Consider the following 13,442-nt stretch of genomic DNA (forward strand, 5'->3'; position numbering starts at 1 on the left):
GAAGGGACATTCTGTGCCTTGTTTTGTTTTAGCTTCTTCAATCGTTACCCTGCGAATGGTATTCCGGAATGTTCCCCTTTTCTCTCACATACTTGATATCTTTTGAAGTATATGATGTCAGTTTACCGAACTCTTTGTTTGATCCTGTCTGATAGCCAACCAATGTTTTATTTAACCAGAAAAAGAACAACCAAAAAAAGATTACTAATATGGAAGACAAAAGGATGGACGAAAGTATTGTTGGCGTAATAATCGGATCATTTCCTAAATAGCTTAGTCCTACTGCAATAAGAGAGCAAAGTGAAACTCCAAGGGCAATAAGTGTTAAACCGTTTAATGTGACATAAACCAATCGAAAAAAATCGGCCAATACAGCAATCAGTGGATTAAAACTATTGATTTTTAAAAACCATTCATGATTACTGTTAGAGATACGCCGATATTCTTTTAAACGGGATTTTACCTGAGAATAAAGGTAATCGATACTAACCCAAAGATAATTATGATTATCTTCACAAGGATCTTCTTTATATTGTATATATCTCTGATCGAAATCCTGAAAGCATATGAATATCTTTGAGTTTGATCCGGTATATAAAGGAGAATAGGCACCTGAGAATTTTTTTTGAAATTTGTCTAGCGCTCTGTTCATTGACTTTCTATGACTTATCAAATTACGAATGTCTTGTATTTCCTGATACATAGGTGCCAGTATCTCTTTAATTTCATAATTAACCTTTAGCAGAAATATTTCATTTTGCTTTTGTTTTCTATTTGAAAAATAGGTCACCCCCCAACCGCATATTAATAGAATTGAAGGTAAAATAAGCAATAAATCCTTTAGATTTAATTCCAATCAATTTCTCCCCTTATAAATTTAATATACATTTCATTCCTTCTATATCGGATAATTATGTTAAGAAATATATATCTGGGCAGTAAATAAGCAAACAAAAAATCCCCTTCAATGAGGGGATTAATCCATTTCTCTAGCTGAATCTTTATCATTGATTCGTGACAGTTCTTCAACTCTTCTTTCAATGAGCTTTTGAATAGTATTTTCTAAACTTAGAACTGAAATTAACCTAAGATCCAATTGTGTCATATCTTCAGGTAACATTTCTCCGACATGCCGTTCAAGATAGTCTCTAGAAATTGTTCTAATTTGTTCTGGCTTAATCAAACTATCATTCATGATAGTTCCTTTAAAAGGAGTGCCTGCATTGTTATAGTCTGTTTTAAATAATTTCAAGTCATTCGGTAAAGTCTGTTTAGGTTGTCCTAACTTATTATTTAAAGAAGTAATCGGTACAACCGTGACTGTTTTTCTTGGGTATGTACTATCGTAAAGGACAACTACTCTATGATCCCCGTGCATAACTTTTGATGTTTCATTACCTATTTGGGGTTCTGGAGGGAGCTTTACAAAATAAACCTCGCCTCTTTTAAAACTACGGCCTTGATTCCACTCTTGTTTTCGAAACGAAGACAAAGTTTCTCCCCCTAATATCAGTTAATCCTCATCGTCATCATGAAAAACAGACTGCTGGTTCTTTAAATCATAACGTTGACGTTCTTTGGCATCACCGGTAATTAGTTTATAAAAATCGATGCCTGAAGAACGAGTTGATTTTTCAATGGCTTTATCGAATGTAACTGTTTCTTTTAAACGAGCTGCAACTCCCTGTTGTTTTAAAGGAAACGCGATTACATGCCCCACTGATATCACCCTTTTCCGTTTCTTCTTTACCATTATTATACTACAAAAGGGGGAGAATTAGTAGATAGTATGCACATAAAAGGCAATTTAGAAACCAGACTTTCTACTTCTGTCTTCCCACCGCTAAGCTTACCAAAACCTCTCTTTCCAAACATAGTTTGTCGATCGTTTGCAAGTCTTACACGGTAAAAAAGCAACAGCACGAGCTGTTGCTTAGACTATAAAATCAATGAAGACTGGTGACCGAAGGAGCCCATTTTTTGTCCAATTTCGGGTTTTAACACGTGCTTTGATAAGGGGTTCCATGTAAACAAAATTATCGTCTTCCTTATAAACTAGCCGTTGCTTAATTCCGTTGAATGCTTTTTTATGAACCGGGGATGCTCCGAGTTCGATGATACCAGCTGGTCGCTTCTGACCATCAGTTGTGTCGATAGCCGTAAGCCAACCAAAATCCTTTTTTCTGTACCCGGATATATAAACCTCCGCATGTATCCAGTTGATTACCTTTTGCCACGCATATGAGCGTCTGTCTACCTCGTAACGTGAATCCTTATCCTTGATTACGATTCCCTCTAGTCCATTTTGCTTAATGATTTTGAAATACTCAGTCGTCAATCCTCTTGCGACTTGTACCCGTTTGTAATGATTTGATTCTATAAATGCCTGTTCCAAGAGTTCCTTGCGTCTCAGTAGTGGAAGGCTAGTCACATCGATGCCGCGGTACTTAATAATGTCAAATGCCACAAACGTTACAGGCGTCTTGATACGTTTTGACTGAAAACGAGCAAGCATACCTTCAAAATCTGGCTTTCCATCCTGGTCGGTTATAATTATTTCGCCATCAAGTATTGTTCCGGCTGGGATAGGCGAATTATGGACCAATTCTGGGAACTTCAAAGTCACATCGTTATTATGACGCGTGTATAATCGAATCTCATCCATGTGAGAGATGATTAGCCGTATACCATCAAATTTAAGCTCTGCGATATGTTTAGTACTGTTGAATGCCATGTTGTCTTTGCTGTACTGCAGAAGCATTGGAGATACAAACATAATTTAATCACCCACCATAAGTATAGCAGTTACAAATGACGGTCGTTTAGTGGGAGTTAGAGGAAGTAAAATACTGCATCGGACTTTCGACGACTTTCCTTGAACGGGACATATCCGTTCGGCCGCACCGCCTGCACCGGCACCGGATCCTCCGCAGCTCCTTCAGCTCAAGTGGCAAGGCTTCCCGATCAATCCGGATACACACGGCCGGGCAGCGCTCGCCGGCAGCCGGTTCCCCTGCAACTCCTTCAGCTCAACCTCCAGTGGCCAGGTTTCCCGATCAATCCGGATACACACCCGCTGGGCCGTGCCCGCCGGCAGCCGATTCCCCCGCAGCTCCTTCAGCTCGCCCTCCGGTGGCCAGGCTTCTCGATCGATCCGGATCCGCACCGGCTGGGCCGCGCCCGCAGGCTCCCGGTTCCCCTGCAGCTCCTTCAGCTCAACCTCCGATGGCCAGGATTTCCGGTCGATCCGGATACACACGGCCGGGGCCGCGCCCGCCGGCAGCCGGTTCCCCTGCAGCTCCTTCAGCTCAGCCTTCGTTGGCCAGGCTTCCAGGTTGTTCCGGATACATACGGCTGGGCCGCGCCCGTAGCCGGTTCCCCAGCAGCTCCTTCAGCTCGCCGTCCGGTGGCCAGGTTTCCCGATCAATCCGGATACACACCGGCTGGGCCGTGCCCGCCGGCAGCCGATTCCCCCGCAGTTCCTTCAGCTCGCCCTCCGGTGGCCAGGCTTCGCGATCGATCCGGATCCGTACCGGCTGGGCCACGCCCGCCGGCTCCCGGTTACACCCCCAGCTCCTTCAGCTCAGCCTTCGTTGGCCAGAATTTCCGATCATTTCGCATCTGTCCGGCCGGGCCGCGTTAGCAGTCAGATTCCGATAGGGTCGCACTGTTCAGAACCGTCCATGTTTTTTTACTGATATAGCTTGTATCTGACCCAAATAGCCACGCTTAATTATGAAAAGCTGTCCCTGCCAAGAACCGAAATTATCTTATCCTTTAGCACTTCTAGTATTGAGCCCAAATAGCCCAATGGCGGCTTTGGGCTTTTTTTGATGCCCTAAAACAAGGCCACCCAGCTCAGGAATTCTTCCTGGGCTTTTTTTATTTCAACTAAAGGAGAGCTATTTATGAAAAAAGATATTAATTGGAGTGAAATTCCCTTCACTGAATACCCCCTTTTCACAAGTCTTTCTCTTGTTCGAACGAATTACATACAGAACAAGGAAAGAGTTTACAGGGATGCTAAAGGTCGTTATTACCATAAGGATCGGCTTCATGGAGAAGTTGAAGTCTATGATAAGAAAGGAAAGCACCTGGATGTATATACACCAGAAGGTAAGTCACATCCTAAAAAAGGAATGGTAAGAGGACGCGATCTTAAACTCTCATAGACTCACATGTAGGATGCCGGGTAACCTATCACAAATAAAAGAAAGCAATCTTGGCAGCGTGTATAGTGCCAAGATTGCTTCAGCTTAATGAGACGGTTTACTTCATTCTTATTTGAGACGGTGGTAACGGTAATAATCGGTCCAATTATCCTGAATGTAAACTTTCACCGTATCGGTTTTCACAGTCCCGTTGTTCCAACGGGCTGTGAAAACAAACGTGTATTCTCCGTCCGGAAGTGAATTGAAGTCTTCATGATACATTTCCCCACTCCATGCGGTTTGTTTCGTATTATCTGCCGTCAGAGGGGTAGAGTACAGATTGTCCATAGAAACCGTTACAGAATCGGCTTTGGTCGCTGTACCCGTATCTGTTGTTTGGGCTGTTAAAACAAATCTTTCGCCCGCCCAGAAGACACTATAAGCCCGAGGTTGTTCCGGATCACCGGACATCTTTACATTATAATTTGTCCGATTGATATTCCAAGCATCCGTGTGTTTCACTTGGCCGGTTACGATCAAAGGATTCACGACTATTTCTTTTGTGATAGATCCTGACGCACCGTAGGGATCATTCGCAGTTAGAGTAACTTGATACGTTCCCACTTTCGATCTCGGAATGAATCCATTGGTCGATGTGTCGTTCGTAATCATTCCATCGGGTGCTTTGATCGTCCACAAGTAGGTTAATTTATCTCCGTCTGGGTCACTAGACTTATTAAGGAGAGTAATATCGTCTCCCTCATACACTGGATTCGGCTGCCAAGTAAAGTCCGCGGTTGGAGCACGGTTAATCAAAAACCATGCCTGCGGCGACCAATTGGACCACACCATGCCATCAAATACCCGGACACGTACTCGTAATTTTTGGCCAGTCGGAAGATCCTTCGCTGCTTTCCAGCTGGCAGATGTGGAAGACGTATTTTGGGAGTGCTGCCCTGAATCCAAAATCATGACATCGTTAGCTTCATTTGTCACCTGGATCTGAAAATTCTTGAAGACGGTGCCAGGATCCGGGTCCGTTTGTCTCCACTGAAATACAGGCTGTACTTCTTTGATTACGGTGGGTGCTTGCTGTGTTCCGTACGGGAATGACATATAAGCTTCGGGCGGTCGATTCGTCACCATCCAGCCTATATTTGAATACGGAGACCAATCTATTCCATCGCTAACCCGTACCGTTACCTGATACTTCTTGCCAAGCTCTAAGGCAGTATCCAACTGCCATTGATTAGAGGTTGCTTTAGTTCCTTGTGGCCGGATTCCTGAATCAAGGACCACAGTCCCGGCTTCATTTTTAATGAGTATTTGGAACGCGCCGAATGTCGTATCCGGATCCGGATCGGTCTGATTCCATTTTATGATCGGGGTTAGCGTATCCACATAACTCGGATTTGATTGCGTACCATCCGGGAAAGTAAGAGCAGCTACAGGTGGCCGATTAGGTGCAGGTTGATCAATATTGATAGTTTGTTCGTACCAATCACTCCATGCTCCATACTCATCCATTACAGTTTCACTTACAGTGTAAACACCCTTTTGGGTAGGACGTGTAATTTTCCCATAAGCTATGGTTCCATCCGGAGCAACATACATATACCTTCGATCTGTGATTCCTCTTGTAGTTCTGTAATCGATTCCGGTGCCTTCTTTTGAATAGTTGTTTTCATCGATGTAGCGATCTGGATCATAACTTGATTCCAGCCAATCAATTGTAAAATCGGGATTTTGTCTTAAAGTGAACTTTGCAATGGGTCTCCGATGAACAATTAACTTTTCCTTATATGGGTCAGAGAACTTTCTGTATTTATCAAAATTTAAACTTGGATATAGGAAATTAGGTTGTGGGTCATCTTTAGTGCGATAAGTGATCTCATATTCGCCGACTCTATCAAAAATAGGAACAGGCTCTTTTAAAGACTTCTTATCGTAGTTTGATAACCCGTAGTACCCGTCTCCAATATCTAAAAACTTACTCGGGTTGATATGATTATACGTCCAGGTTGATAAATCAGCGATTTTAGGGTCATTTTCTGGATCGGTATAATTCACATTGTAGATAGTATTTTCATTTACAATAGTTACGTTATTTTTTAAACTTTTAGGCGGAAGGTCCACCGTGAATAAATCTTTGAATTCTACGTTTCCACGGGAAGAGTACAAACCATATGCTCCAGAAATAAATGTGCTATCTTCTGTTTCTATCAAAGGTACGCCGTTGATGTATACTTTTATTCGGTCTTCAGATGCCCTAACCTTAAAGCTATAAAATTTATTTGAGTCCATTGGATAATCAATCTGATTCAAAACTTTCCTTTTGCCATTTTGGTAAACCGTTAGAAAAGTTGTGAAACGATTACTTTCAAGTCGATAAAAGCTTTTGTCATCTTGCATTCTAAAAGACATTCCAGTTGTCTCTAGGGGATTATATACTCTATAATCCTTTACTCGGAACGAGTAACTAAATTCACTGTTTGTGGCTTTCAAATTGCTATTAGACAATTGGCCATAGTTTTTAAATGGTTCTTTCTTTGCAGATAAAGCCGCGGCCCCTTCTAAGACTTTTAGTTTACGGTTGTAATACCTGTCGTCATCCTCTTCTCTCGTAAATAAATAATATTCATTTAAAATTTTGTTGTCAGATACATGCTGAATAGCAGCTGTAACGAACTGATCCGAATCTAAATCATACATATTTCTCTGTAATGTATCGATTAGCTTACTTCCTAATACTTGTCCAGTTTTTACATTAATACTGGTAAAGTAGACGTCGTAAAATGAATTGTAGCCTTCATTTCTTATAACGGCATCGTTAAATTGAATTACTCCATCTTTTGTTGTTACAAGTTTATTAAATGTGGAACCAGAATTATATGTTGGTGGGCTTGCTTTTAAGGTATACTCCCAAATTTGATTTCCGGAAAAATCATATCCATACAATTTGGATGCTGCACTTTCCAAAATCAGAATTATATCATTATGGAAACCATATAATGCTGACCCTCGTGGTAAAGGCTTGTCGGAAACTATTAGATCTCCTGTGATAGCATCTCTTATTGATAAATATCGTGCCGGGACAGGATCCCATCCTCCATAACTATTATCCCTTGTTAGGTATGCTACCTTGGTTTGACTTTTATTAAAAGCAAGATTGCCGTCAAAAGAGGGCAAGTTCATAAACACTTTCCAGGTCGGGCTTATATTTCTTCTCATAAAACTTTTGTTCATTTGGTCAGCTGGAATCCACTCAGCACCAAAAGTATAAGGTGGGTTGGAATCATAAGGCACTGATTTCGCAATCCGGTCTTTTTCATAATAATCGTCTTCCTCTATACAAACATATGTACTTCCAATATTTGCATTCGGATTAGATATATTATCCACGCCGATAATAAAATAATAATTGGCCCATCCTCCGTTAGGGCTTTCTCTTGTACAGTTACCACTATGGGCAGAACCTTTGTACATTTTTAAATTTCCGCCGTCTACGAACCAGTATCTTCCCGTCCAACCATCGTTAGTATTTCCCGTTTCTTTAATAATTTTCCCGTTTGATTTAATCTGATATTTATCTTTTGCTATTTCAATTTTAATATCCGGTCCTAAGATATCTTTGGAAATATCATCTTTATTTGCATCTCTGATGGTAAAAGTATTAGGATCTATTGCATTATACCCTGACGTTGGACCATCAAGTGTAGGCCAGGGATCCGCCATGGTTTGCAAGTTATTATCAGCATTGACTAACCACAATTTAGGGGCTGCGCCATCTAAATTTGTTGCCTTCCAAAGATCAGTAAGCATCTCAGTTCCGGATATCTTTTTTGGCAAAGCCATTGGGGGTTGAGGTATTTCGCCTTGAACCGCAAACTTTGCTTCAGGGCTTTCATTGAGGACATCTAACTCAAATGTCCCTGTAGCATTACGACCCCAGTCCTCTTTAACGAAAACACTAAATTGATACTTTCCAACTTTAGGCGGATTAAAATCAAATTCGTTATTCGCCATATTTATTGGATACGATTTCTCGCCAGCAAATGAGCCATCATTATTCGAGTCGTATTTATAAGTCACCACATTTTCAACTATCACGTCTCCATCCGGAGAAGAGGAAGTATTTTTTACATTTACATTGACGTTACGAATTGCTTTATCAATAAATTCCAAATTCGGAATTGGGGGAAGATCCGGTTTAACGGTTATTTCCTTTACTGCTTTGTTTAGTGATTTTAGTCCTCTATCATCTATTACTTCAAGAGTGACAATTTCTTTACCAGGAGTAGGGTACATGTCCCTTTTATTTTCCCAAATATACTGACTAATTTTTCCGTACCTATAGGGCGAATAACTTTGATCGCCAGAAATAGGCGGCTTCACTGGTCGGCCTTCAATAACTGTATCCCCCCCTGAGATAATTGGCACTGGATTTGGGTGAACAACTTGTACATTTACCGTTTGACTCGACGATGCTCCCCTGTAATCAATGGCCGTTACATTAATTTGTGCTGGTCCAATCATGTCCGGTGTGAAGTAGGAATGTTTCTCATCGTATTCCCAAAAGCCCTTATCCTCATATGCTTTCTTTATCCAATCATTAATACTGGAACTCCCTTGAAAGTCCCACGAATAGATGAATGGATCACCTTCTGGATCATATGGGGTGTTGGGTACTTTTATGGTGTTGTTGATAATCCGAAGATCGTACATTTCATCCACTACAAGATATGGAAGTGGATCAATAGCAAAGTTATTACCTCGTTCAAAAAAACCGGCTTCAAATACTGGAGGGCTATTGGGTTTGCTACTATCCACATAAATTTCAAATGGTTTTGGCCCCACATCTTTTGTAGTCCCGCAGGTTGATACAATGGTCATCGTTACATATACCGTACCTATCCCCATGGCTTTAGGATATGGCAGCCCCTGAAATCCATATGGGCTCTCTGGGTGATATGACTTCCCGTTTGAAATTTTAGTATCTTGTGTAATTTTCCAACGGGTTTCTTGATAAGCACAACCATTCCCGCCTGTAACTGAAACCTTCTGAGGTTTAAAGGAATTATTTTTTCCATAGGCTAGTCGCGGCGATTCAACTATAAAGTCACCTTTAATTGTTTCTGGCCCACCATTTCCGTTACAGTCTAATTGGGGTTTGAACGTTTTATTAATAGTGTTATTGGTTTCATTTGCCTCATGTATAATATCTTCAGAATCAAGAGAAATAGTAAAACTCTTTTCAGTGGCAGATGTAAATTTATAATCAAATGTACGCCCTAGACCAATATTTGATAAGGCTCCATCCCAAATATCGGTTTTAATAATTTGGCCATCAACACGTATTTCTACCTTGAATGGGGTCTGAATAGAAGTCTGGCCATTGTTTCTAAAAGTATATTCAAAATTAACAGTATCGCCCTCTTTAAAGCACGCAGGAGTAGGAATGATATCTGATGGGGTTAAATCCGCAGGAATGATTTTCTTGTATTCTATATCAATGTAACCTTTGTATAAATTCGTTGTCCCTTCCCAGATCGTATCAATAGTCATGTAATAATTCCGATCTACAGCTGTTGGCTCAGGTTTCCCAGCTGGAGCATCGGTTACATAATCAATACCTTCAATCAAGCTTTCGTCTAAATTTCGAAACATTTTTACCATGCCATAATCAGGATTAGAGCTTGGACCCCAGTCATAAGCAAATACATCGGGAAATTCGCCTTGTTTAGTGCCTGTAATTCGGACGTTTGTGACTTTATCAGTAAATAGAATTTCATCACCATTTCCACCTGTTTTAGAAACTTTAGATTTATCATAAAAAAATTTAAAAGGAGGCTCAGCCTCATAAGCAGCTGTAACAGCTGCTCCAACAAAATTATAGTTAGGTGCTAAACCACTTATACCATCGTATCTTAAATCTCCGGGATAAGTGACTAGATTTTTATCAGAATCAGATTTATCGGCTTGCCTCTCATAGCCCTGTGATGGTATTAAACCTGGATATTGAGATATTCCCTTAGAAAATGTTGAGGCATCTGGTTTAAACTGCATAATGGCAGTTTTTGCACCCTTGTGTTCCCATCTGGATCCAGAAGGTAGTCTGTAAATGTGATGTCCTGGATTTGTGTCTTTTATTCCGTATACAATTGTTTTTTGTCCCTTAACATCAAGTGATAATAAGTTGCCACTTAGTTTGCTCGACAGGACTTGTCCATTAGACATAGTAATTTGATGTGAAGTGATTTCGCCATTAACAAAATTACTAAGATCTAAATTGTCTAAAGATTTCAGATCATCTTTTGTAGCATATAGTTTAGGTTCTTGTAGCGAGACAGTATCACTGCTGAAATCAAAGTACACACGAACAATATCTTTCGCGAAGACTTCTTTCAATCCGTATAAAGGAATAATTAACTCAAAAATCATTAAAAATAAAAAGATTCGCGAGAATCTTTTTAAGTGAACCTTTTTCATTTAATTTTCACCCTTCTCTTCGTTCATGTTAATGAATGATTGAGGAATGTTTAAATCGATACGTGGAACATCATTCCGAGAAAGAATTTCTTCAATATCTTTTTTCGGGACGCAAAATGCTATCCATCCACTATGTAATCCCGTATCATTACCATTGAATATTTGAATATCGTCTGTTCTCGTTAAAGCTCTTGGAAGACTTGTCATTGACATCATAAATGTTGGATAAATAGTGTAATCTCCTTTTTTTGCTAAGTTGTTTATAGTGATATGATAGGCAATAACATAAATATCTGTTCCGGCTTTTGGGTTGGGATCATAGTACAATTCATTGAATGCTGAGTCAGACTTTGTTTTATCAACGATAATCATTTTGTTTATTTGAAGATCTAATCCATCACCTAATTTGTCTTTAATGGGAAATTGTTTTGTTCTCATTCCCCAAACTGTTTCAGCATTCGTTCCCCGCATTTCAACTTCGGCGTAAGCCATCGCATTCTTATCAACTGGCAGCTTCTCACCCTTGTTAATCTTTAAGATGCGCTCGATCATAGTAATAGCCTGGGCACGAGTGGTCGGTTCATCTTTCCCCAGCTGCCCATTGGATAGTCCTTGCATAATTCCGGTCTTTGTCGCGTTAAAGAGAAAACCACTATCCGGCATTTGATATTTTGGATCTTGTAGTTCCTTTTGAGTAGCACGGACAACGATCCTTGACATTTCCATCCGAGTGAGTGAAGTATTCCAGTCTCCGGACGTGAAATCAGACCAGCGGTGCAGACCGCCGTTTACAGCCGTATTAATATAAGGGATATACCATTCGCCTTCGACTTGAGTTGTGGGTAGTTTTAAGGATGTCGTAATCATTTTTACAAATTCTGCCCTACTGATTTTTTGATCCGGACGGAACGTTTGATCATCATAACCGTCTACGTAGCCGGTAGAAACAGCAGCTTTAATGCTCTTTTCTGCCCAATGGTAGGAAATATCGGAAAATGAAATTTGAGCCGCTGCTGCAGTTGCACTTGCTTTCGAAACGGTGTCAATTTCTTCTGCTTTACAACCGGTGGATAACAGAAAGCTCATAGATAAAAATAATGAGATAGATTTTTTAATCATTTAGCTACTCCCCTTGTGGTATAAATTTGGTCAGGCATGCCGAGAAAATATCCTTGTCCAATCGTAATACCAATTTCTCTGCATTGTTCAAGCTGGTTAGCTGTTTCAATACCTTCAGCTATAATCTCAGCTCCATATTGCCGACCCCAGATTACAGTGAAATGGACAAAATCCCGTATGATAGGTGACCGAAGGGACTGAATTAGGGTTTTATCGATTTTGATAAAATTGGGGCTCACGACATCCAAGAGGTTTATTCGGTTATAGCCGTTCCCAAAATCATCAAGCGCTATGTTAATTCCTGATCTTCTCCATCCTTCTATACTTCGGCTTAAATCGAATTGAAATTCAGACTGCTCGGTGATTTCAAAAACGATATCTCCCTCTATATGGAGATATTTGCTCCGATCCACGATAGCTAAATCGGGAACAGAATGTGGATGCACATTGAGGAATATTTTTTTCTCTTTTTCTAGATGTGGCAGGCTTTTTAAAGCCAAATCATGTATGCTGTGGTCCATATCGGCCACAATATTGTTCTTCACTGCATCGGCAATGATTTCAGAAGGCGACTTATTTCCTCTTAGAAGTGCTTCATACCCGTAAAGGCCGCCTGTTTTTAGGTGACGGATAGGTTGATATACTACATAGCAATCGGATAACAAAAAGCCACCTCCTGTTGATTGGTTATCTGTCGGATATCCATATCCATATTATACAATATAATATTATATTATACAATACGGTATTATATTTTTTATATTTTGTTCGGTTTGTATTCATAGATGGCTGGAATCCTCATCGGTTCTGGAACAACAGGTCGATTAATCATTACAGGATGCGGTGTTTCAATGACGGCCACAATTGCTGGACCACTCAAATATTTAGATATTTTGTATGTGGGATTGTCGTACAGATAAGGAAATGAAACATCATCTTCATCGATCTTTTCATAGTAGATAATTTTCACCGGATGCCGCATATGACTGCCGGCTCTGGGGTTAAGGGAAGCATCTAAACCAAGGTTGTCTTGAAGAGATTTTGTGAAGGTAGACCAGGCAATTGCATCTTGTATGATGAGACGACCTTTGCTCTTTTCGATATCATCGATTTCAAGGGCAGCATCATGCACTGCGCTATTAACGGCTCCCTTCATAAAATTCCGCTGCAGATCCCACTGTTGATTTTGTTCCTGAAATAGCCAGGTCATAATGAAAATGATCAAGGCAAATGCTACCTTTATTATAAAATCCATAGGCCCATTCCCCTAATCAAGGTATTCCGACATCGTGTAACTGTGGGCGTAATAATATTTGGGTTGTTCCAGCGATGAAAAATTATATAAAAACATTGGAGGACGATCAGCTTTCACAGTGACATCCAGTCTTTGTTTGCGATTAGCCACAGCGTTTGAATAAGTAATAGATATCTGACTATGAGTGAATCCAACCTTGGTCAAATTAGTAATTAATTCTTGCCGAAGAGAAGGTGTTACCATCCCTTCGGGCGCAGCCTTTTCCGTAATATAGGCGGTATTTTCTTTCACCAACATTTCGAGTAAATAATCTTTATAGCTTATCAGCGGTTGCGCTATGATGATTAAAGCCAGCCACAGATACAAGGCCCGAAGGGTGGTATCTTTCACCTGAGCAATCTCCTTTCAGATTAATAGTTCTCAGATTT

General features: G+C 40.4%; 11 protein-coding genes. 1 reads left to right on the forward strand and 10 read right to left on the reverse strand.

Going from position 1 to position 13,442, the window contains the following annotated elements:
• Positions 1-37 precede the first annotated feature (37 nt).
• The 5 genes from EDM21_RS21785 to EDM21_RS21805 all read right to left on the reverse strand — a co-directional run bounded on the left by EDM21_RS21785 (position 38) and on the right by EDM21_RS21805 (position 3,545).
• A complete protein-coding gene (locus tag EDM21_RS21785; RefSeq protein ID WP_157338543.1) occupies positions 38-856 on the reverse strand; it encodes a hypothetical protein in 819 nt (272 codons plus the stop codon).
• 120 nt (positions 857-976) lie between these two features.
• Entirely contained in the window at positions 977-1,492 is a 516-nt protein-coding gene (locus tag EDM21_RS21790) for a type II toxin-antitoxin system PemK/MazF family toxin (RefSeq protein WP_157338544.1), read from the reverse strand.
• A 21-nt stretch (positions 1,493-1,513) separates the two neighbouring features.
• A complete protein-coding gene (locus EDM21_RS21795) occupies positions 1,514-1,720 on the reverse strand; it encodes a hypothetical protein (protein ID WP_157338545.1) in 207 nt (68 codons plus the stop codon).
• A 213-nt stretch (positions 1,721-1,933) separates the two neighbouring features.
• Positions 1,934-2,776, reverse strand: coding sequence for an ATP-dependent DNA ligase (locus EDM21_RS21800; protein WP_235918321.1), 843 nt, complete (start codon positions 2,774-2,776; stop codon positions 1,934-1,936).
• A 532-nt stretch (positions 2,777-3,308) separates the two neighbouring features.
• Positions 3,309-3,545 carry a hypothetical protein gene (locus EDM21_RS21805; protein ID WP_157338546.1) on the reverse strand — a complete coding sequence of 79 codons (237 nt, stop codon included), beginning with the start codon at positions 3,543-3,545 and terminating at the stop codon, positions 3,309-3,311.
• Between the two features lie 363 nt (positions 3,546-3,908).
• Here EDM21_RS21805 and EDM21_RS21810 point away from each other — a divergent pair, with 363 nt between their 5' ends.
• Positions 3,909-4,172, forward strand: a complete 264-nt coding sequence (locus EDM21_RS21810; RefSeq protein ID WP_157338547.1) for a colicin E3/pyocin S6 family cytotoxin — start codon at positions 3,909-3,911, stop codon at positions 4,170-4,172.
• Between the two features lie 108 nt (positions 4,173-4,280).
• Here EDM21_RS21810 and EDM21_RS21815 read toward each other — a convergent pair whose 3' ends face one another.
• From EDM21_RS21815 to EDM21_RS21835, 5 genes are all read right to left on the reverse strand, one after another.
• Positions 4,281-10,640: a glycoside hydrolase family 78 protein gene (locus tag EDM21_RS21815; RefSeq protein ID WP_157338548.1), complete on the reverse strand. Its 6,360-nt coding sequence runs from the start codon at positions 10,638-10,640 to the stop codon at positions 4,281-4,283.
• Complete coding sequence (locus EDM21_RS21820) at positions 10,641-11,759, reverse strand: S-layer homology domain-containing protein (RefSeq protein ID WP_157338549.1); 1,119 nt, start codon at positions 11,757-11,759, stop codon at positions 10,641-10,643.
• The gene (locus tag EDM21_RS21825; protein ID WP_157338550.1) at positions 11,756-12,424 is read right to left on the reverse strand and encodes an EAL domain-containing protein; all 669 of its coding nucleotides are present in this window, start codon (positions 12,422-12,424) and stop codon (positions 11,756-11,758) included. Before EDM21_RS21825 ends, EDM21_RS21820 begins: the two co-directional genes overlap by 4 nt.
• A 92-nt stretch (positions 12,425-12,516) precedes the next feature.
• Positions 12,517-13,014, reverse strand: coding sequence for a hypothetical protein (locus EDM21_RS21830; RefSeq protein WP_157338551.1), 498 nt, complete (start codon positions 13,012-13,014; stop codon positions 12,517-12,519).
• A 12-nt stretch (positions 13,015-13,026) separates the two neighbouring features.
• Complete coding sequence (locus tag EDM21_RS21835) at positions 13,027-13,404, reverse strand: hypothetical protein (protein WP_157338552.1); 378 nt, start codon at positions 13,402-13,404, stop codon at positions 13,027-13,029.
• Positions 13,405-13,442: the final 38 nt, after the last annotated feature.

The organism is Paenibacillus lutrae (assembly GCF_009757775.1).
In the GTDB taxonomy this organism is placed as follows: domain Bacteria; phylum Bacillota; class Bacilli; order Paenibacillales; family NBRC-103111; genus Paenibacillus_F; species Paenibacillus_F lutrae.

Bases quoted from the DNA above. Each gene is read 5' to 3' on its own strand.
- EDM21_RS21800 (WP_235918321.1), bottom strand. From the start codon at position 2,776: ATGTTTGTATCTCCAATGCTTCTGCAGTACAGCAAAGACAACATGGCA.
- EDM21_RS21810 (WP_157338547.1), top strand. From the start codon at position 3,909: ATGAAAAAAGATATTAATTGGAGTGAAATTCCCTTCACTGAATACCCC.
- EDM21_RS21815 (WP_157338548.1), bottom strand. From the start codon at position 10,640: ATGAAAAAGGTTCACTTAAAAAGATTCTCGCGAATCTTTTTATTTTTA.
- EDM21_RS21820 (WP_157338549.1), bottom strand. From the start codon at position 11,759: ATGATTAAAAAATCTATCTCATTATTTTTATCTATGAGCTTTCTGTTA.
- EDM21_RS21830 (WP_157338551.1), bottom strand. From the start codon at position 13,014: ATGGATTTTATAATAAAGGTAGCATTTGCCTTGATCATTTTCATTATG.